Annotated in this window: 15 protein-coding genes and 1 pseudogene; 9 read left to right on the top strand and 7 right to left on the bottom strand. The window is 69.6% G+C overall.

The genetic code is table 11. The features are described from left to right. From HG543_RS36730 to HG543_RS36720, 3 genes and pseudogenes are all read left to right on the top strand, one after another. Positions 1-823 (top strand): annotated as a pseudogene (locus HG543_RS36730) (hypothetical protein); the annotation flags it as partial. A gap of 200 nt (positions 824-1,023) precedes the next feature. Beyond that, positions 1,024-2,094 (top strand): DUF4150 domain-containing protein, encoded by a 1,071-nt coding sequence (locus tag HG543_RS36725; protein ID WP_169349580.1) that lies wholly within the window; start codon positions 1,024-1,026, stop codon positions 2,092-2,094. A gap of 3 nt (positions 2,095-2,097) precedes the next feature. Then, positions 2,098-2,913, top strand: a complete 816-nt coding sequence (locus tag HG543_RS36720; RefSeq protein WP_169349579.1) for a hypothetical protein — start codon at positions 2,098-2,100, stop codon at positions 2,911-2,913. Positions 2,914-2,949: 36 nt separating this feature from the next. Here the strand turns inward: HG543_RS36720 and HG543_RS36715 are convergent, their stop codons facing one another. From HG543_RS36715 to HG543_RS36700, 4 genes are all read right to left on the bottom strand, one after another. Further along, a complete protein-coding gene (locus tag HG543_RS36715) occupies positions 2,950-3,924 on the bottom strand; it encodes a beta-ketoacyl synthase N-terminal-like domain-containing protein (RefSeq protein ID WP_169349578.1) in 975 nt (324 codons plus the stop codon). Positions 3,925-3,971: 47 nt separating this feature from the next. After that, positions 3,972-5,084, bottom strand: a complete 1,113-nt coding sequence (locus HG543_RS36710) for a DUF2169 family type VI secretion system accessory protein (protein WP_169349577.1) — start codon at positions 5,082-5,084, stop codon at positions 3,972-3,974. A 130-nt stretch (positions 5,085-5,214) separates the two neighbouring features. Beyond that, on the bottom strand, positions 5,215-6,699 hold the full coding sequence (ahcY, locus tag HG543_RS36705; RefSeq protein WP_169349576.1) for an adenosylhomocysteinase: 1,485 nt from the start codon (positions 6,697-6,699) through the stop codon (positions 5,215-5,217). A gap of 40 nt (positions 6,700-6,739) precedes the next feature. After that, positions 6,740-7,684, bottom strand: a complete 945-nt coding sequence (locus HG543_RS36700) for an ArsR/SmtB family transcription factor (protein WP_169349575.1) — start codon at positions 7,682-7,684, stop codon at positions 6,740-6,742. 321 nt (positions 7,685-8,005) lie between these two features. Here HG543_RS36700 and HG543_RS36695 point away from each other — a divergent pair, with 321 nt between their 5' ends. The 5 genes from HG543_RS36695 (at position 8,006) to HG543_RS36675 (ending at position 13,256) form a co-directional block, all read left to right on the top strand. Next, positions 8,006-8,683 carry a DUF4142 domain-containing protein gene (locus HG543_RS36695; RefSeq protein ID WP_169349574.1) on the top strand — a complete coding sequence of 226 codons (678 nt, stop codon included), beginning with the start codon at positions 8,006-8,008 and terminating at the stop codon, positions 8,681-8,683. An 83-nt stretch (positions 8,684-8,766) separates the two neighbouring features. Then, on the top strand, positions 8,767-9,780 hold the full coding sequence (locus HG543_RS36690) for a methyltransferase (RefSeq protein WP_169349573.1): 1,014 nt from the start codon (positions 8,767-8,769) through the stop codon (positions 9,778-9,780). An 81-nt stretch (positions 9,781-9,861) separates the two neighbouring features. Next, positions 9,862-10,842: a hypothetical protein gene (locus HG543_RS36685; RefSeq protein ID WP_171818284.1), complete on the top strand. Its 981-nt coding sequence runs from the start codon at positions 9,862-9,864 to the stop codon at positions 10,840-10,842. Between the two features lie 129 nt (positions 10,843-10,971). Then, the gene (locus HG543_RS36680; protein WP_169349572.1) at positions 10,972-11,724 is read left to right on the top strand and encodes an ATP-binding cassette domain-containing protein; all 753 of its coding nucleotides are present in this window, start codon (positions 10,972-10,974) and stop codon (positions 11,722-11,724) included. A 32-nt stretch (positions 11,725-11,756) separates the two neighbouring features. Further along, entirely contained in the window at positions 11,757-13,256 is a 1,500-nt protein-coding gene (locus tag HG543_RS36675; RefSeq protein ID WP_211194404.1) for an ABC transporter permease/substrate-binding protein, read from the top strand. 6 nt (positions 13,257-13,262) lie between these two features. Here the strand turns inward: HG543_RS36675 and HG543_RS36670 are convergent, their stop codons facing one another. Both HG543_RS36670 and HG543_RS36665 read right to left on the bottom strand, forming a co-directional pair. Further along, positions 13,263-14,240 (bottom strand): COX15/CtaA family protein, encoded by a 978-nt coding sequence (locus HG543_RS36670; protein WP_169349570.1) that lies wholly within the window; start codon positions 14,238-14,240, stop codon positions 13,263-13,265. 516 nt (positions 14,241-14,756) lie between these two features. Further along, positions 14,757-17,717 carry a sigma-54-dependent transcriptional regulator gene (locus HG543_RS36665; protein WP_169349582.1) on the bottom strand — a complete coding sequence of 987 codons (2,961 nt, stop codon included), beginning with the start codon at positions 17,715-17,717 and terminating at the stop codon, positions 14,757-14,759. Between the two features lie 194 nt (positions 17,718-17,911). On the opposite strand from HG543_RS36665, the gene HG543_RS55770 reads away from it, so the two are divergent. Beyond that, on the top strand, positions 17,912-19,195 hold the full coding sequence (locus HG543_RS55770) for a hypothetical protein (RefSeq protein ID WP_343073526.1): 1,284 nt from the start codon (positions 17,912-17,914) through the stop codon (positions 19,193-19,195). Between the two features lie 94 nt (positions 19,196-19,289). Here HG543_RS55770 and HG543_RS36650 read toward each other — a convergent pair. Beyond that, positions 19,290-19,655: aldehyde dehydrogenase family protein (locus HG543_RS36650; RefSeq protein WP_169349569.1), on the bottom strand; the 366-nt coding region annotated here is incomplete at its 5' end.

Here is a 19,655-nt window from a genome sequence, read left to right as displayed (position 1 = left end):
GACGCGGCTGGAGGGGCTCGCGTCGGGTGGCGCGGCGGTGTGCCTGGGGGCGCCGTGGCGGGTGCGGTTTCCGAAGCTGGAGGAGGGGCGGGACTACGCGGGTGTTTTCAGCTGGTCGCCGGCTCCGGCATACCGGCCGCCACCGGGCGTGCCGACGACACCGAGCGCGATGAAGGCGCGGCGGGGCTCGGACTTCGTGTTTCGCACCACGCGGTTGCAGTACACGGCGGGCGTGGTGGCGGCGGAGGACGTGACGTTGAAGGGCGAGGCGCGCGTGGCGCTGGCACGGGTGGTGGCGCACAACGAGCAGCACAGCCGTCACGCGGGGCGGCCCGTCTGTGACACCACGCACTGTCAGGCCTTCCGAGGCACCGTGCGTGTGCGGTCCGAGGAGGCGAAGGCGGTGGGGCTGGCGCCGCTGAAGTGGAAGGAATGGTTGTTGTTCTCGCAGGGCGGGGATGAGCCCTGGAGGGAGGCGCGCTCGCGCGCGGAGCTGGAGCGGCTGCTCGGGGGCGCGCCGGTGTCACTGCGGTTCGAGGGTGGACGGGCGCGGTATCTGCTCTCGCGCTCGGAGGGAGAGGCGACGTTCGAGTCGGGGCACTCGGTACCGTGTGAGCTGGTGCGCTCGGGGCTGAAGCTGCCGTCGTGCCCGCGGACGGCGTCGTTCGATGGCCCGACGGTCGTGTTCGAGGGGCAGGGTCGTGGGCACGGTGAGGGATTGGACGTGGAGGCCGCGAAGGCGAGCAGCCTCAAGAGCGACGCGATTCTGGAAGAGGCCTACGGGAAGCAGCGACCGGTGCCGAGGGACGGTGGCGGGAGCTGAGTCCGGCTTCCTGCCGGCCGCCAGCGCACATGGCCCTCAGTTGCTCGCGCATCCCTGCAGGTTCCTGACTCAATAGTGCTGACTCCCTATGGGTGGGTAGCTCCACGGCTTGGTTGTCGCCACGACTGAAGTTAGAATCATGATGGCTTAGGGCATGGGGTGCCCTGTCGTCCGAATGAAGCCTGACTGGTAGGGGGAGCATGAAGGTCTTCGCTAACGGAATGGCCATCTCGCGCGAGGCTGGAGACGGCAAGTTGATTGCTGCCTTTCCTGATGTATGCCTGAGCCCACCCCCACCACCCGCGGGCCCTGTTCCCGTGCCTTATCCCAACTCCGCGTTTTCCAAAGACCTGAAGAAGGGGAGCAAGAGCGTTACCGTGGACGGTAAACCCCTGGCTCTCAAGGACCAGAGTTTCTTCAAGTCATCACCCCTGGGAAATGAGGCCGCTACGCGTAACTTCGGCGGGAGTGTGGCCAGCCACACCATTACGGGGAAGGCCTACTTCAACAGTTGGTCGATGGACGTCAAGGTCGAGGGCAAGAATGTTACTCGCCATCTCGACTTGATGACGTCGAATCATGCCAGCTATCCCGGCTCGACGCCCCCCTTCACGGAAATGGAGGAGATGGCGCTCCTGGCGCTCTCGGATACGAAGGAGGACTTGTGCCCCTGCTGCTGGCAACCCGGCTGCACGGCGGCCATGTCCAAGAGCTTTCCGAACGGTAAGACACGGGAAGCCTTTTCATTCCGTGAGTGGTACCAGCTCGATGAGAAAGATGCCTCTGGCGCTCCTACCGCGACGGCGCAGGCGCGATCCGGAGAGCTCGCGGCTCTGCCCTGTAGTCAGGGAAATTGCCCCAACGCGGGGAAGCAGGAGAGAAAGTCCGATCCCCCTTGTGATGTCTATCGGGTCACCACGTCTGTGGAAGCTCATAAGAACGTCAAGGGAGTCCGCACTCGCAGGAAGCAAGAACTGCGCAGGCAGTTCGGAGTGCCTCAAAACGTAGATGAACTCGCGAGGAACGTGCTGGGCAATCCGGCGGCTACCGAAGCCATGCTCTTGAGTACCCCAGGTTGGAATCAGCGAAGGATCGACAAGGCTCTACAGATCGATCACCGGACTCCCCGGTCCGCTGGTGGTTGCCCCACCTCTGAAAACAACACGGTGGCGAACGCACAGCTCTGCAAGAACTGCATTGAGGCCGACCTGCTCCTCGACAAATGGAATAACGACGAATTGACCAGCCGACGAGCGATGCTGGGTATTTGAGACATGCCAGACACCATCATCAAGAGGCGCCGCTGGACGAACAAGGGCTATCATGCCTACCCATTGATGGAGGTTGACCGCACGCTTCCTGATCACCAGAAGTGGTTGGACCTGGACATGCTTGTCGCAGCAGCCAAGAAGGGAGATTTCCGTCGGGTGACAGAGCTCCCGACGCGAGTGGCTGCCGCGGATGACTGGGTACGCAGGGGCGATTACGTTGCACTCCTTGGGGATGCCGGGGATTCGAAAACGCTGGCCCGGGTTCGTGACGAGATCCTGCCGGCTTGCAGCGACTCCGTCATGCGATTCGTATACGCGGAGGCGCTCTGCTACTGGGGCAGCCTATCGGCTGTTCCCGGCTTGATTGAGCAATACCGGAAGTACCACTTCAGTGAAGATGCATGGAGCATCGCGGAGTGGATGAGCAGATTGATGGAGGAGAAGCCCGGGGTACTCAATGACTTTCCGACGGAGGATGATGAGGAGGGTGCTGAAACCTATTGTCGCGTGGCCAGAAGTCGATACGAGGAGTTGAAGGGGCTTCTGGGTACAGACGATGTGGTGGTCTTTCGCGGCAATGTCGTGGGTGTCGACAATATCTGTCAGCGGATGTTGGACGACCTCCGGGACAAGCAGTTCCATGAGGAGATGCGTCACAAGTTCGAGGCTTGGACTGGCGTCGACTGCTCCGGCTTCTACCAGCATGAAGTGCTTCAGCCGCTATCCGCGGCGGCCATCATCGAGGACTTCCTCGACAGTCCCGAACGTGCGCGGTACCGCGATGGTGAACGGTACTTCTTCGGCCATCGTCTGGCGTGAAGTCGCAGGTGGGGCAGTCTGGAGGGCCAGGATGGACTACTCCGAGGCTTCGATGATTACTGCCGCACGTCCGCCTTGCTCGTTTCCGGCGAATCCAATGGCCCGCGGTCCTGGCGCATAACGGCGAGCCCAGCTCGCGATGACCCAGCCCAGGCCGCAAAGTCCCGTCGCCGCCCCGGTGTCACCGAGGGACTCGGAGCACAGCCAGAGAGGGAACTCCGCCTTCCGTTCTCGCAGCACCCGGGAGAGCAATAGGGCCTGCTCCTTGAAGTAGAAGCTCTCCCCTGCCGCATCGGAAAAGCGAAAGGCCATCTCGTGTAGTGCGAGCTGTGCCTCTTCCAATGCGGCTCGTGTCGCGGCCGTCAGCCCGTCGGCTCGCAACGGCACGTCATTTTCGAGAGAAGAAGGCTCTTTCCCGAACCCCATGCCTCGAATGACTGCCAGTGCCTGCTTCTGTGAAGAGAGCATCACGCAAGCGGCGGCCTCGCCAGGAATGACTCCATCGGAGTTGTCCTCTGTCAGCAGCCTACGCTTCGTGGCCAGCCGAAGCAGCGTGCGAGCACACATCATTGACTCCGCTCCAGCGACCACGCATTCCGGGGACTCTCGGCGGCGGAGCATCTCGCGACCGGCTGCGAGCGCGGCATAGCCTCCATAGGCGCCTTCGGTGAAAACGCGTACCCGGCGCGGATCGATCTGGACCTCCAGGCGTACCGACAGTTCCTGGGCGAGAAAGTCCGTGGAGTAGGGCTTGCCCTGCCGAGGTGCTGGCAACGCGACCAACAGCGGGAGCCGCTGGAATACTGCAGCGCCCACCTGCTCGAGGAGCTCCTGGAGTGCGTGGGTCAGGAAGAAGAGCCACCGCTGTGTCGGGGTCGACTTGAGGTCGAGAAGGTCACTCAGATGCGAGATGACGATCTCTCGCCCATGGTTGTCCACGAAAGGCGAGACCTGTTTCCGCGAGATTCCCGCGCGCAAGGCCGCGCACGCGGGAGCCCAGCGCAATCCCACGGGGCACGCCATCCCCACGGCGCGGATATAGACCGGTGGCGCCCCCATCACCGGCCACCTCGGGTCCTACGAAGCCACCGGATTGCCTCCTCCAGCCCGCGAAACACCGGCTTGCCATTCCGATAGTGCACGGGCTGCCCCAGTCGGGTGCGTGGCGGCTCTCCCACGAAGATCTCCAGGAGCGTGTTGAGCTTCTTTCCCAGGGGCACGCTCGCGCGCCACACGAGCATGGCTCGCGCAAGGTGAGGCTCGAGTACGACGGTGTCGAGCACACCCAACTGGTCTACCTCTCGATCCAGGAAGCGGAACCTGATGGGGACGTGCAGAGAAGGGATGACGTATTGCACGACCGGCTCAGCAGCCATGTTCACACACCGGATGAGCTCGCCTCCACGAAAGTGTGTGAACTGCTGATCGGCGGGTGCACACTGGAAATACCGCGAGTCGAAGTCCGCGGGGAGGAACGGCGCTCTCTCATCACGCCAGCGTGCGTCATAGGTGCCTGCATGGGAAATGCGCGGCGTCCATGCACGTCCTACACACCCAAGGCCAATCGGCTCTGGCCGGTCTCGGGGTGAGGAGAGCGTCTGCCCCGGGCGCTCCAGGTTTGGAACAGGTGTGCCTTCGATCTGGACCGCATCGCGGTGGGGATGAAACCCAACGCCCACGGGATTCCGCTGTTCCACAGCCGCGCGCCCTGGTCCCCGGCTCTCGTCCAAGCCTCCAAATGCGCGCTCAAAGGTCAATGGCATCTCGACAAAGGGGACGGGGGCCGAAGGGAACACACTTCCGATGGAGCGAACCCAGCACCGCTCTCCGAAAACCAGGAGGTCCTTCTTCCGGCCCTGCACTTCAAGCCTGACGGCCAGTTGCTTCACCTGCTGGCGAGAGGGCGAGACGGCTTTGCCGACGACGATGACGTCGGTCAGCGGCTTTTCGAGCGCGAAATCGCATTCGTAACGGATGCTGGTGGTCGCGGGGGCTCCGTGGTGCTCATCCGTCTCGACGAGCGGCTGCTGCTGCCGGGCGAGAGTCATTTCCCCTTGAGAGCTTGTCTCGAACGTTCCTTTCACAACCACGACGCAGTGGTCACGGGCCTCCTTATCGGTGGCGACGGTGAGGCCAGCCTGCATCTGGGTCGTGTTGAGTGCGATCTGCATGCGTTCAGCCTTGCGTTCTCGCATTGCAACACAGCGGCATTGTCGAATTCAACGCCGCCCCAGGAACACAAAGGCCCGGGCCGCCACACACGGGCGACCCGGGCCTTGTCACCTCAACCCACGCTTCCGCTTAGTAGCGGTAGTGGTCCGGCTTGAACGGGCCCTCGGCGGAGACGCCGATGTACGAGGCCTGGTCCGGGGTGAGCTTCGTCAGCTTCACGCCCAGCTTGTCGAGGTGCAGCCGCGCCACCTCCTCGTCCAGCCGCTTGGGCAGCGTGTACACCTTCTTCTCGTACGACTTCAGGTTCGCCGCCAGCTCCAGCTGCGCGAGGCACTGGTTCGTGAAGCTCGTGGACATCACGAAGCTCGGGTGACCCGTGGCGCAGCCCAGGTTGAACAGACGGCCCTCGGCCAGGATGAGCACGCTCTTGCCGCTCGGGAACGTCCACATGTCGTACTGCGGCTTGATGTTGGTGCACTTGATGCCCGGCACCTTCTTCAGCCCCGCCATGTCGATTTCGTTATCGAAGTGGCCGATGTTCGCGACGATGGCCTTGTCCTTCATCTTCGCCATGTGCGCCGCCGTCACGATGTCCCGGTTGCCCGTGGCGGTGATGAAGATGTCCGCCTTGTCCACCCAGTTGTCCATCGTGTCGACCTGGTAGCCCTCCATCGCCGCCTGGAGCGCGCAGATGGGGTCGATCTCCGCGATGATGACGCGCGCGCCCTGGCCCTTGAACGCCTGCGCGCAGCCCTTGCCCACGTCGCCGTAGCCAAAGACAATCGCCACCTTGCCCGACAGCATCACGTCCGTGGCGCGGTTCAGGCCGTCCACCAGCGAGTGACGGCAGCCGTACAGGTTGTCGAACTTGCTCTTGGTGACGCTGTCGTTGACGTTGATGGCCGGGAACAGCAGCGTGCCCGCCTTCTGCATGTCGTACAGGCGGTGCACGCCCGTCGTCGTCTCCTCGCTCACGCCGCGAATCTTCGGCGCCACGCGCTGCCACAGCTTCGCGTCACGCTTCTGCAGGTCCTTCAGCAGGCCCAGGATGACGCCCCACTCCTCGGGCTCCGTCGCCGCGTTGAAGTCCGGAACCTTGCCGGCCTTCTCGAACTCCAGGCCCTTGTGCACCAGCAGCGTCGCGTCGCCGCCGTCATCGACAATCTGGTCCGGGCCCGAGCCGTCCGGCCAGATGAGCGACTGCTCGGTGCACCACCAGTACTCCTCCAGGTTCTCGCCCTTCCACGCGAACACCGGGATGCCCTTGGGGTTCTCCGGCGTACCGCCCGTCTCCGGACGGCCCACCACGACGGCCGCCGCCGCGTGGTCCTGCGTGGAGAAGATGTTGCACGAGCACCAACGCACGTCCGCGCCCATGATGGACAGCGTCTCGATGAGCACCGCCGTCTGCACCGTCATGTGCAGCGAGCCCATGATCTTCAGGCCCTTCAGCGGCTTCGTCTGACCATGGCGGGCGCGCAGCGCCATCAGGCCGGGCATCTCGTCCTCGGCCAGCATGATTTCCTTGCGGCCCCACTCGGCGAGGCTCAGGTCCTTCACCTTGAAGGCCGGCCGGTCCGCCGTCTCCGTCTTCGTCTTCAGCGCAGTGCTCATCGTTGACTCCGGTTGAAAGCTGCGGGTTCAGGGTTCTTCTTCACTTCTCACGGACCGCCACGGCGGACAGCAGCGCGGGGCCCTTGGCCGCGGGGTCCGCGGGGAGGGGGTGGATGCGGACGCCGGTGAAGCCCGCGTCCGTGAGCCAGCCCGTCAACTGCTCCGGCTCGAAGCCCAGCCAGACATGGCCCATCTGGTGCTGGTACTCGCGGCGCTCATGCCGCTGCATGTCGATGATGAGGACGCGCCCGCCCGGCACCAACGCCCGCGCCGCCTGCGCCAGCACGGCCGCCGGCTCCGCCACGTGGTGCAGCACCAGGTGCAGCAGCGCCACGTCCAGCGTCCCGTCATCCAGGGGCAGCGCGTTCAAATCCCCGCGGTGCAGCTCGACGTTGGAGAGGTTCCCCAGCCGCGCCTTCGCCGCCTTGAACATGGCCGCGGAGGACTCCACCGCGATGACCCGCCGCACGTACGGCGACAGCATCTCCGACGTCTGCCCCGTGCCGCAGCCCAGGTCGCCCACGCGCCACGTCGGGTCCAGCAGCGCCAGCAGGCCGAGCACGTCGAAGCGCTCGCCGAACAGCTCGCGGCGCAGCTTGTCCCACTTGCCCGCCGAGCTGGAGAAGAAGGCCTGGCTGCGGCTCTGCCGCTCGGCGAGCACGGAGGTCAGCCGCTGGTCGTCCTGCTCCGCCGAGATGGCCTGGGACATCTGCTCGCGCGTCAGCGTCCACAGGCGCCGCGCCGCCGGAGGCAGCCCGTCCACCGCCATGTGGTACAGGCGGCTGGTCCCCTCCGGACGCCAGTCCACCCATCCGTCGTCCGCCAGCACCTTCAGGTGCCGGCTCACCGTGGACTGGGGCAACTGGAGCACCGCGCACAGCTCCACCACCGTCAGCTCGTGCCGCTCCACCAGGCGCAGCAGGCGCACCCGGGTCGGGTCGGCCAGCGACGTCATCCAGCCGAGTATGGCGGGCGCGGTGTTCATGCCGAAGGGCTCAATCCGTCAATCCGGATGAACTATTTATAGGTCCCCGGGTTCCGGTCAAGCAGAACGTACTGGCCGGGAGGCGAGCCGATGCTGTCCGTGCCGGTCCTCGCACACGCAGGGGGAACAGCACGGCGCCTCTCATCCCTGTCGGGGCTCGTGCCTCGCGGGTTCCTCCCTGGCGCGGCGGGCGGGCGGACGAGCGGTGCGAGTTCCGGCGGCTTCCCGCTGCCCCACGGGGAGGCCCAGACAGGCGCGGTGCATTTGCGACGCGGACAGGCGTGCGCCCACCTTCGGACATCGCTTCGTCTGGAGGTGCACATGGCTGGAATCCTCGGCAGGGGTATTGGCGCGGTGGGCCTGACGGCCGCGCTGATGATGGGCCTTCTGGTGGGCTGCGCCGCCCACGCGGATGACTCGCGCAAGCAGGAGCGCCGCATCGGCGAGGCCGCGGCGGACCGGGAGCTGTACGTGGGCCAGCTCGTGCTCTTCGACGCCAAGCAGATTGCCCTCGGGGAGATGGCGCTCCAGCGCTCCCAGAACCCGCAGGTGCGCCGCTTCGCCCGGCAGCTCGTCGCGGACCACCGCAAGCACCTGAATGACTTGCGGACCTGGGCGGACACGCAGTCCCTGGAGATTGCCGCCATCGACCTGGCCGGGCCCGCGGGAGAAGAAGGGGAGGGCGTCGGCGGCTCCGGCAGCGCCGGCATCCAGGAGGGCTACGAGGAGCGCATGGAGGGCGCGGACCAGCGCCTGGATGAGGCCATCGGCGATGCCCAGGAGGACTTGAACGAGGTGCGGGAGAAGGAGGGCAAGGAGTTCGACAAGGCCTTCATCTCGCGCGTCGTCGAGGACCAGGAGAAGGGGCTGGACTTCGTGGGAGACGGCATGGACACGTACCGGGCCGATGCCGCGTTCGGCCTCCTGCTCAACCGCACCAGCAACGTCATCGACCGCCAGGTGGGGCGCGGCAAGAGCCTGGAGCGGGCGCTCGACTGACAGGCATCACCGCGGAATGGAGTTCACGGTGGGTGTTTTCCGACATTGACCTCGCGGGTGGCGCCCGAACGAGAATGCCGCGCATGAATTCACCCACCGTGCATCCCGCGCAGCGGATTGTCGACCTCGGCTTCGGCTTCATCTACTCCGCCGCGCTGTCCGCCGCGGCGGAGCTGGGCGTGGCCGACCGGCTGGAGCAGGGCCCCCGGAGTGCCGCGTCGCTCGCGGAGGAACTGGGCGTGGATGCCCGGTCGCTGTACCGGGTGCTGCGCCTGCTGGCGAGCGTGGAGGTGTTCTCCGAGGACAATGCCGGCCGCTTCTCGCTCACGCCCTCCGCCGACCTGCTGCGGACGAATGCGCCGGGCTCGCTGCGCAGCGCCGCGCTGATGCTCACGCAGCGCATCTTCTGGCTGCCCGCTGGCGAGCTGGTGGACACGGTGCGCACGGGCAAGGACCCCTTCACCCGCATCTTCGGCGCGCCCTTCTTCGACTACCTGGAGCGGGATGCCACTCAGGGGGCCATCTTCCACCGGGGCATGTCCAGCCTGTCCGCGCTGGAGAACGGCCCCATCGCGGGGGCGTATGACTTCACGCCGCTGCGCCGCGTGGTGGACGTGGGCGGTGGCCATGGCGGGTTCCTCGTCGAGGTGCTCAAGGCCGCGCCCCATGTGCGCGGCGTGCTCTTCGACCACCGCCACGTCCTCGCCGAGGCGCGCATCTCCGAGGCGGGCTTCGCGGAGCGCTGCGAGCTCGTGGAGGGTGACTTCTTCGAGTCAGTGCCCTCGGGCGCGGACGCGTACGTGCTCAAGCGCATCCTCCATGACTGGAGCGACGAGGTCTGCGTCCGCATCCTCCGCAACTGCCGCGAGGCCATGACGGAGAGCGGGCGCGTCCTGGTGGTGGACACCGTCATTCCCCCAGGGAACGGGCCGCATGGAGGCAAGGTGCTGGACGTGATGATGCTGGCGTCACTGCCAGGAGGGCGCGAGCGCACGGCGGAGGAGTTCGGGAAGCTCTTCGCCCAGGCCGGGCTGCGGCTCTCGCGTGTCATCCATACGCCGGCCGCGCTCAGCATCACCGAGGCCGTGGCGGCCTGAGGCCCGGGACTGTGTACGACGCCTGTCGCTCGGGGCGACGGGCCGGTTGACGGGCCTCGCGGTGGCGCCTATCCCGGCCCCATGTGGACCGCTGCGAGGCTGTGGCCTGTGTACCTGCTGGGCGCGTTGTGCGCGTGCTCGGCGCCCGTGCCCCGGGTGCCTCCCGTGTCACCCGAGGGCTCCACCCCCGCGGGCCCCTTCGTTCCGGAGGCCCGCGCCCTCTTCGAGGGGTGCACGTCCGTCCCCGACAGCGCCGAGTCGCGCACCTACCGCTGCGGGGACGTGTCGGTGTGGCTCACCGAGGTGGAGACCGGGAGCCTCGCCGATGTGCTCACCCAGGCGCGGGAGCGCATCACCGCGCGCTTCGGGAGGGAGGACGTGGTGGAGGTGTCGGGAGAGCTGCCGCTCGCGGGAAGCTCGTGGCCGTCGACTCGCTTCGCGGTGTGTCGGGGCGCGGACGGCGGCGCGAGCACGGAGGGGGAGTGCAGGGCGGGAGGCTACTCCTCCGCCGTCACCGTGCAGGCTGGGCGGCTGCGGGGGCTCGGGTGTGTCGCGCGGGGCAATGCGAGACCGCTGCTGGCTCGCTGCCTGGAGTTGCTCGAGTACGTCGCGTCTCGCGGCAATCCCGAGGGCGATGTGCTGGGCGCGGAGGCGCTGCTCGTTCCGCCGCGCCTGCCGTGGCGTTCGCTGGCCGTGCCTCAGGGGTGTCAGCTCGCGGCGTCCACCACTCGCGCGGGGCGCATCCGATGCGGGGACTCCTCCTTCGCGTGGAATGTCTATGTGCCCGCTCGGACGGATGTGACGGCGCGGTGGCGTGACCAGGGCGTGGCGGAGCTCGCGGAGGCGCTTCCGGGCTCCGGGCCCGTGGAGGAGGTGCCGTGCCGCCTGGAGGGGCAACCCGCGCGCTGCTCTCGCTTCACCGCGCCCACCGCGCGAGGGCCGCTCGTGGTCTGGGCGGCGGCGACGGAGTGGGAGGACCGCGCGCTCTATGCTTCGTGCAGCTTCCCGCAGTCGGAGGCTCCGTTCCCGGCGGCGTGCAATGGCGCGTTCTCGCTGCCCTGAGAGGTTCTCCTGCCAGTGTCATGCAACGACGTGTCCTCGCTCCGCTGACTCGTTGACCTTCGAGGCCTTCCGCCTTCGTCGTGCGACGATGCGCTCGCTGTTCCCTGTCTCGCTGGAGGACGCTCTCCCGTGTACGAGCTGCAGGACGTATCCAAGCGCTTTGGTGCCACCCAGGCGCTGCATCCGCTGAGTCTGCGCCTGCCCACGGGCCGCACCACGGTGCTGCTGGGGCCCAGTGGTTGCGGCAAGTCCACGCTGGTGCGGTTGCTCAATGGGCTGCTGATTCCGGATACGGGGCGCGTGCTGTTCGACGGAAAGCCTCTGCCTCGGGATACGGAGGCGCTGCTGCCGGTGCGCCACCGGGTGGGGTATGCGCTCCAGGGAGGCGGACTGTTTCCGCACCTCAGCGGAGAGGAGAACGTCACGCTCATGGCCCGGCACCTGCGCTGGCCGGCCGCGCGGACCCGCGAACGGTTGGCGACGCTGGTGGAGCTGACTCGCTTCCCCGCGGATGCACTGGCGCGCTACCCCGCGCAGCTCTCGGGCGGACAGAGACAGCGTGTGGCGCTGATGCGCTCACTCATGTTGGACCCGGACGTGCTGCTGCTGGACGAGCCGCTCGGCGCGCTGGACCCGCTCGTGCGTCACGAGCTGCAAGGGGACCTGCGCGCCATCTTCGCCCGATTGCGGAAGACGGTGGTGCTGGTGACGCATGACCTCGCGGAGGCGGGGTTTCTCGGAGACGGCATCGTGCTCATGCGCGACGGGCGCGTCGTGCAACAGGGCGGGCTCGCCGACCTGGAGACGCGGCCCGCGGACCCGTTCGTCACGCGGTTCATCCAGGCACAGCGGCCCGTTCCGGGCGGAGGCGTGGTGGCGTGAGTGCTTCGCGGAGCTCACACGCCTGGGGACTCTTGCTCACACTCGTGCTGGCCGCGTGCGGCGGTGGCTCGCCGGGCTCCGGTGACGACGTGCCCACCGTGCGCGTGGGCTCCAAGAAGTTCACCGAGTCCGTCATCCTCGGCGACATGGTGACGCAGCTCGCTCGGAGCACGGGGGCTCGCGCGGTGCACCGGCGCGAGCTGGGCGGCACCACCGTGCTCTGGGAGGCACTTCGACGGGGCGAGCTCGACGTCTACCCCGAGTACACCGGGACGCTGCGACAGGAACTGCTCTCCGGACGCAAGCTGCCGGACGACGCGGCCCTCCGCGAAGCACTGGAAGAGGAGGGCCTGCGCCTGAGCGCGCCCCTCGGCTTCAACAACACGTACGCGCTGGGCATGAAGGAAGCCGAGGCCGAGCGCCTGGGCATCCGCCGCATCTCCGACCTGCTCGCGCACCCCGAGCTGCGCTTCGGCTTCAGCAACGAGTTCATGGACCGCGCCGACGGCTGGCCCGCCCTGCGCGAGCGCTACCGGCTGCCCCAGCGCGACGTGCGCGGGCTCGACCACGACCTGGCCTACCGTGGCCTGGAGAGCGGCGCCCTCCAGGTCACCGACCTGTACTCCACCGACGCGGAGATCGCCGCGTACGGGCTGCGCGTCCTCGAGGACGACCTGCACCACTTCCCCGCCTACGACGCCGTGCTCCTCTACCGCGCCGACCTGGAGTCCCGCGCCCCGGACGCGCTCGCGGCGCTGCGACGCCTGGAGGGCCGCCTGTCCGAGGCGGAGATGGTGAAGCTCAACGCCCGCGCCCGGCTGGAGCGCACCCCCGAGGCCCAGGTGGCCGCCGACTTCCTCGCGAGCACCCTGGGCATCACCGCCGAGGTGCGCGGCGAGAGCCTCTCCGCGCGCATCTGGCGCCGCACGCGCGAGCACCTGTTCCTCGTGGCCGTGTCCCTGCTCGCGGCCCTGGCCCTGGCGATACCGCTGGGCGTGCTCGCCGCGCGCAGGCCCCGGCTGGGACAGGCCGTGCTCGGGCTCGCAGGCATCATCCAGACGGTGCCCTCGCTGGCGCTGCTGGTGGTGATGATTCCGCTGCTGGGCATCGGCTCGCGGCCGGCCATCGCCGCGCTGTTCCTCTACAGCCTGCTGCCCATCGTCCGGAACACCGCGGCGGGGCTCTCCGGCATTCCCCTGGAGATCCGCGAGTCCGCCGAGGCGCTCGGTCTGCCGTCCCGCGCGCGGCTGTGGCGCATCGAGCTGCCCATGGCCGCGCCGTCCATCCTCGCCGGCATCCAGACCGCCGCCGTCATCAACGTGGGCACCGCTACGCTCGGTGCCCTCGTCGGCGCGGGTGGCTACGGGCAGCCCATCCTCACCGGCATCCGACTGGACGACGTGGGGCTCATCCTCGAAGGCGCCATCCCCGCCGCCGCGCTCGCGCTGCTCGCCAGCGCCCTCTTCGAAGCGGTGGAGCGCGCGGTGGTACCGAAGGGGCTGCGCCTGCGCGCGGAGTCGGAGTCGCGCTGAGCCGGGCTACACCGTGCCGGCCGTGGACGCGGGTGCGCCCTCGGAGACGGGCAGGGCTCTCGGCGCGTCGGACGCCAGCCCGGACGCGCACAGGCGCAGCAGCGCCATCCACACGAAGTCCGCCAGCAGCAGGTGCACCAGCTGCATCCACACCGGCGCCAGCAGCACCAGGTTCACGAGGCCCGCGCACAATTGCGCCGCGTAGAGGATGACGATGGCCGTCGACGCCCGCCGCACCTCCTCCGAGGGCCGCAGCCGCGCCACCCACCGCGACACCACCACCACCAGCGCGCCCGTGGCCACGGCAATCACCGGGTGCAGCACCCGCAGCCGGATGAACAGGTGCGCCGTCTCCGACATGTCCTGCCGCAGCCCGTGCGCCAGGCTCTCCGACGGGAAGAGCGTGTCGCCCAGCGCGGCAATCGCGCCGCTCACGCCCAGGAGCATCATCGCCCCGATGCTCGTGCCCAGCAGCACGCCCACCAGCCCCTGTCCCCGCAGCGTCAGCGACGCGCGCCCGCGCGAGAACCACACCACCATGGACTGCGCGCCCACCAGGAGGAACGTGTTCACCAGGTGCACCGCCATCCATCCCGCCCGGCCCACCGACGCGTTGTCCGCCACGTACTTCAGGAGGACGATGCCCGCGCCCACCAGCGACTCGGTCACCATGAACACCAGCGCCCACACCGCCGCACGCCGCGCCGGGTGCCCCTTCGCGTGTGCCCTCACCCCCCAGACGCACAGCGCCACCGCCAGCACCAGGCACAGCCCGCTCGTCACCCGGTGCGTGTACTCGATGAGCGTCTGCACGGTGGGCGCGCGCGGCACCACCTCGCCGTTGCACACCGGCCAGTGGTCCCCGCACCCCGCCCCCGAGCCCGTGGCCCGGACGAAGGCGCCCCACAGAATCACGGCCAGCGTGTAGGCGAGCACCCCAAGGCTGAAGAGCTGGAACCGGCGGGACGAGGCGGCGTGTGTCATCGCGCTCCCCTTAACCCACTTCCCGCTCCTCCTGCTCCCCCCACCCCCTGCATCCACTTCACCCCGGCCATCAGCGAGGCTGCTCGGCAGGGGGACTTTCTCCAGTGTCCGACATATCCGGAAAGGGTCGCTCGGATATCCCACCTCATCCGTTGGATATGCCTGCTCCCTGCACCTACCCCAAAGGATGATTTCCGTTTGGGGCTACGGGGTATCCACGGGCTGGCACGCGGGGTGCTTTAGGAGTGCTCAGTGCATGACGGTGCTCGCGAGAGACCGGCCGCACGAGACTTTGGTTTGGTGGCCGCTTCGGTGGCCCCGGCACCCCGGGTCGGAGCTTCCCCCCTCTCCGGCCCGCGGGTGTGTTCTTTCAGAGGGACTGGCAGTGCGGCGCTCCGGGTCGGGGTTTCCCCCCTCCTCGGCCCGGAGTGCGACCTCCCTCCAGCGAATTCCCACAGGGGTGTGGGGAAACAGGGCGGAGCGCATCGCGGGTTGGGGATTCTGACTCCTCTGGCCTCAACCCGCGATGCGCATCTGCTCGGCTCCCAGCACCGCCGGCAGCGGGCCATAGGCCATGGAGCGCTCGATGACGTTGCGCAGCTCGCGCACGTTGCCGGGCCAGGGGTGTGCCACCAGCGCCGCCAGTGCGTCCGGCGCGAGCTGGGGCGGGTCCTGTCCCTCCGGCGTGAGCTGCCGCACGAAGTGCCGCGCCAGCGCCACCACGTCCTCTCTGCGCTCACGCAGCGGCGGCACGCGCACGGGCACCACGTTCAGGCGGTAGTAGAGGTCCTCGCGGAAGCGGCCCTCGCGCACCAGCTGGCTCAAGTCGCGGTGCGTGGCGGCCACCACCCGCACGTCCACCTCCACCGGGCGCATCTCGCCCAGGGGGAAGACCTCGCCATTCTCCAGGAAGCGCAGCAGCTTGGGCTGCACGTCGAGGGGCAGCTCGCCAATCTCGTCCAGGAAGAGGGTGCCGCCATGCGCGGCGCGAATGACGCCCGGGTGGTCCGTGGCCGCGCCGGTGTAGGCGCCGCGCCGGTAGCCGAAGAGCTGGCCCTCGAAGAGCTCCTTGGGCACGGCGGCGCAGTTGAAGGCCACGTAGGGCCGCTGGGCGCGCGTGGACAGCGTGTGGAGCGCCCGCGCCACCAGCTCCTTTCCGGCGCCGGACTCGCCGGTGACGATGACGGTGGCGCGGCTGGAGGACAGGCGTGCCAGCTCCGCGCGCAGCCGCTTCATGGCGGGCGACGCGGCGATGAAGCCGGGCAGCTCCATGTCGCGCTCGGACTCCGCGCCAGCCACGGGGGCCTCGAGCGACTCGGCCTCCGCGAAGCCGCGCAGCGCGGCGACCTCCAGGGCGAAGCCTCCCAGGCGTGACAGCGCGGTGAGCAGCGCTCGGCCGTCCGCCGGCAGCGGGCCCGCCACTCCCAGGCGCAGGCGCCGGCCGCACCCGTCGCCGAACTCCACCGCCTCCGAGGCCGGCACCGTGTCCGAGCCGGCCACCAGCGTGGCGTGGCCCAGCGAGTCCAGCTCCTCCAGCCGGGGCAGGCAGCCGGGGAACAGGCCCTCCAGCACCCCGAGCAGCTCGCGCTGGATGAGGGAGGCGCCCATGCCTCGCACGGACAGCCGCTCGAAGGGCACCACCAGAGCCTCCGCGCCCAGCCGCGGCGGGCCCGAGGCGAGGGTGGGGGCGGTCTGGAGCGGGCGCCCGGGCACGCGGGTGAAGTCCTGCGGCAGCGCCAGGCCCGCGCGGCGCAGCTCCGCCTCGCTGGCGGACAGGAGCTCCTCGGCGGCGGGGTCTCCCTCCAGCCTCGCCATCTGCGCCAGGAGGTGGCGGGTGAAGCCGGCCATCGTCAGGTCGCCCGCGAGGCGCAAGGTGCCCAGCGACGACTCCAGCTGCTCGCGGGCCTCGCGCGGGCGGCCCTCCAGCGCCAGCAGCACCCCCTCGAAGCGGCTGAGCACCGCCGAGTGGATGGCGGACGGCATCCGCTCCAGGAAGACGCGCGCGCGGCGCAGCACCACGCGCGCCTCGGCGAGCTGTCCGGCGAAGGCGCGCGCGCCCGTCTCGTACACGAGGCACTCGCGGCGCAGGAAGGGCCAGCCGCCCAGCTCCATGACGCGCGAGGCGGTGGCGGCGAAGCGCTCGGCGGCGCGCGGCCGCAGGCCCTCCGTCAGGTCCGCCATGGCCTCGGCGAAGAGGCCGTAGGCGAGGGTGAGGTTGCGCTGGATGGGGCCGTCATAGGCGGCCAGCCGCGCGGCCAGCTTGCGCTGCTCCGCGTGCCGGCCGGTGACGAGACACAGCACCGAGCGCATCACCACGAGGTGCAGCGGCGTCCAGCTCAGCTCCGCCACCACCGCGTCGGCCTCGTCGAGCACGGCCTCCGCTTCCGCGAAGCGCGTCAGGCGGATGAGCGCCTCGGCCTCGGAGCGCGCGGCGAAGATGAAGGAGAAGCCGCGCACCATGCGCCCGCCGTACGCGGCCTCGCGGGCGCGGCGCACGAGCCCGAGCGCCTCCTGTGGCTCGCAGCACTCCTCCAGGCGCCGCTGCGCGAGGAAGGCCAGGTTGCGCGCCTCCAGGAAGGGGTAGCCCAGCCGCGCCGCGCCCTGGGCCACCTCGCGGAAGCGGCGCGTGGCCTGGGCGGCCTCGCCGCGAATGGTGGCCTCGTGCGCGAGGCAGTCCTCGGCCAGCAGGCGCAGCACCGGGTCCGTCACCCCCGCCAGCGCCTCCGCCATCCGCCCCGAGCAGCGCGCCACCCGCTCGGCCTCGCCGAGGTAGAAGCCGCAGGCCAGCTCCGCGATGCGCAGGTGACAGCGCACCTCCGCCGCGCCGTGGAAGGTGGGTGCCGTCTCCAGGCCCGGCAGGATGGCGAGGAGCGCCTCCGCGCGCGCCACATGCGCGTCCGACTTGTCCGCGTCGAACAGCTTCCCGTCCGGCGAGGCGTAGAGGTTGGCGGCCAGCGCGTGCACCTGCAGCTCCACCGCCTCCGGCAGCAGGCCCTGGTTGGCCTCTTCCAGGTGGGGGAGCAGCGTGGTGAAGGCGCCCCGGCAGTCCTCGCGGCCCCAGCGCAGCAGATAGCTCAGGCCCACCGCCGCCAGCGCCCGCGCGCCCGGCGTGCGCAGCGCGCCCGAGGCCAGCAGCGCCATCAGCTCCTCCTCCGCCGCACGCCACTCCGCCTTGCGCAGCCGGGCGAGGCACGGCGCCAGCCGGGCCGACTCGTCCGGATGGAGTTCCTGACGCTTGGAATTCGAAGGAGTCGGGCGGGAAGCCGTGGAGGCGCCGCCCTCGAGCAGCTGGCGGAGCGCCTGGGCGACCCGGCCCCGGGGACGGCGCGCCTGGGGCGCTTCGTCCGGCAGCTCCCAGCGGTAGACGGTCAGCGGGGTGACGCCGAGCAGGCGAGCGAAGGCGGCGCGGCTCTGCTCCCCCCGCAGGGCACGGATGACCTGGGGACCCAGTCCGTGCGCCTCCCCCTTCTCCTCCATGCTCACCACGCGCAATCCCCTTACGGCCCCCCGACCGGCTCTTTTCTTGGGGCTTTTCCCTGGCGAAAGCAAACGATTGAGCATTTCCATTTGTTGAGACATCCAGCGGGAGCGGAAAGGCCCGGCACCCGGACAAGCGACAGAGGGGGCGCTCCAGGCCCTCAAGGGCGGAGGAAGTCGTTATCGTCTTCCGCGTGAAACGTGGACAACCGCCATCGACCCCTCCCTCTGGACTCCAGGACGAGCGTCTGCGCCGGCTGGAGGCGGCGCTGGAGGAGGGCCGGGCGCGCGAGGCCGCGTTCGTGGAGGAGTGGGTGCGCCACACGGGGCGGATGCCGTCCCGGAAGGTGCGCCGCAAGTGGGAGAAGAAGTGGAGCCAGGAGGCGAAGCGGGCGGCCCGCCGCGCCGAGCGCGAAGCCCGCCGGGCCCGCTCCCGCAACCCGGTTGTGGGATGGATGTACGCGGCCGTGGCCGTGGCGTGCGTGCTGATGGCGCTGGTCCAGCCCCGGGGGCTGTGGTGGCTCGTCTTCGTGGCGCTGGGGTTCTTCCTGAGCGCGGCGAAGCACCTGCAGCGCCCCCGGCGCGATGTCTCGTTCGGGGTGGAAGGCGAGGCGGAGCGGAGCCCGTGGGGGTTGCCGCACGGGGAGGACCGCCGAGGGATGGGCACCCTGACGTACCAGGCGGCGCCTTCCGCAGAGGATGACCGTGGGCGAGCAGGCTCGCGGGCGTCGCACGTGGCGACGGAGCGCCCTGGAACGGAGCACGGCGACCGGCGCGACGCGGCGGCGGAGCGCCCCGGAGCGGAGCCCGGCGAGCGGCGCGACGCGGCGGCGGGGACGCGGTCCTGGCGGATGGGGCCTCGGGTCCAGGGCGGGGCCTCGCGCGAGGCCGAGCACTCGCGGGAGCACGGCGCACGGTCCTCTCAACACGCGGTGGACCCGCGCGTGACGAAGGTGGACACCCTGTGCGGCAAGCTGCTGGCGGAGCTGCGCGACGGGCCCGCGGTGCTGCGCGAGGTGGTGCACGCGCCGGAGCGCACGGTGGAGGCGCTGCGCAAGAGCTGCCACGAGCTGGCGCGAAGGGAGCAGCAGCTGCGCGCGCTGGCCACGCCGGAGGAGACACGGCGGCTGGAGTCCGAGCGCGAGGCGCTGGCCGCGCGCGTGTCCGCCGAGCAGGACGCGGTGGTGCGCGAGCGGCTGAACGGGGCGCTGGCCGCGCTGGACGAGCAGCGGCGCCAGCGCGCGGAGCTGGCCACCGCGGCGGACCGGCTGGAGGCCGAGCACACGCGGCTCTACTACACGCTGGAAGGGCTGTACGCGCAGGTGCTGCGGGTGCGCTCGGCGGACACCGTGGGCGAGGACGTCGCTGGCGCGGGACTGCGGCAGAGCGTGGAGCGGCTCGGCGCGGAGGTGGACGCGGTGACGCAGGCGCTGGAGGACGTCCACCGCGCGCCGGATGGGCGGACTCGGACGAGGTGACGGCTCGGCCCGGAGCAAGGCCCGCCCACCGCGGCGCGCGCTACCGGCGAGCCCGGCACTCCCGCGCGAGAGTCCCGGGCTCTTCGAGCGCGCGCTACTCGCTGGCGGCGTTGCGCGGCGGAGGCGGCTGCTGCGACGCGGTGGTGGTGGCGATGCGCACGGTCTTCATGTTGACGAACTCGCGGATGCCGATGTCCGCCAGCTCGCGCCCGTGGCCCGAGTGCTTCACGCCGCCGAACGGCAGCCGCGGGTCCGAGGCCACCATCTCGTTGACGAACACCATGCCCGAGTCGATGCCGTCGATGAACCGGCGCTGCTCCGCCTCGTCGCGCGTCCACACGCTGGCGCCCAGGCCGAAGGGCGTCGCGTTGGCCAGCTCAATCGCATGGTCCACGTCGCGCGCGCGCAGCAGGGTGGCCACGGGGCCGAACAGCTCGTCATGGAAGGCGGGGGCCTGGGG

This window comes from Pyxidicoccus fallax, assembly GCF_012933655.1.
Taxonomy (GTDB): Bacteria; Myxococcota; Myxococcia; order Myxococcales; family Myxococcaceae; genus Myxococcus; species Myxococcus fallax.
Note: the sequence above shows the minus strand (reverse complement) of the source record. Positions and strands in the feature narration are given on the sequence as shown.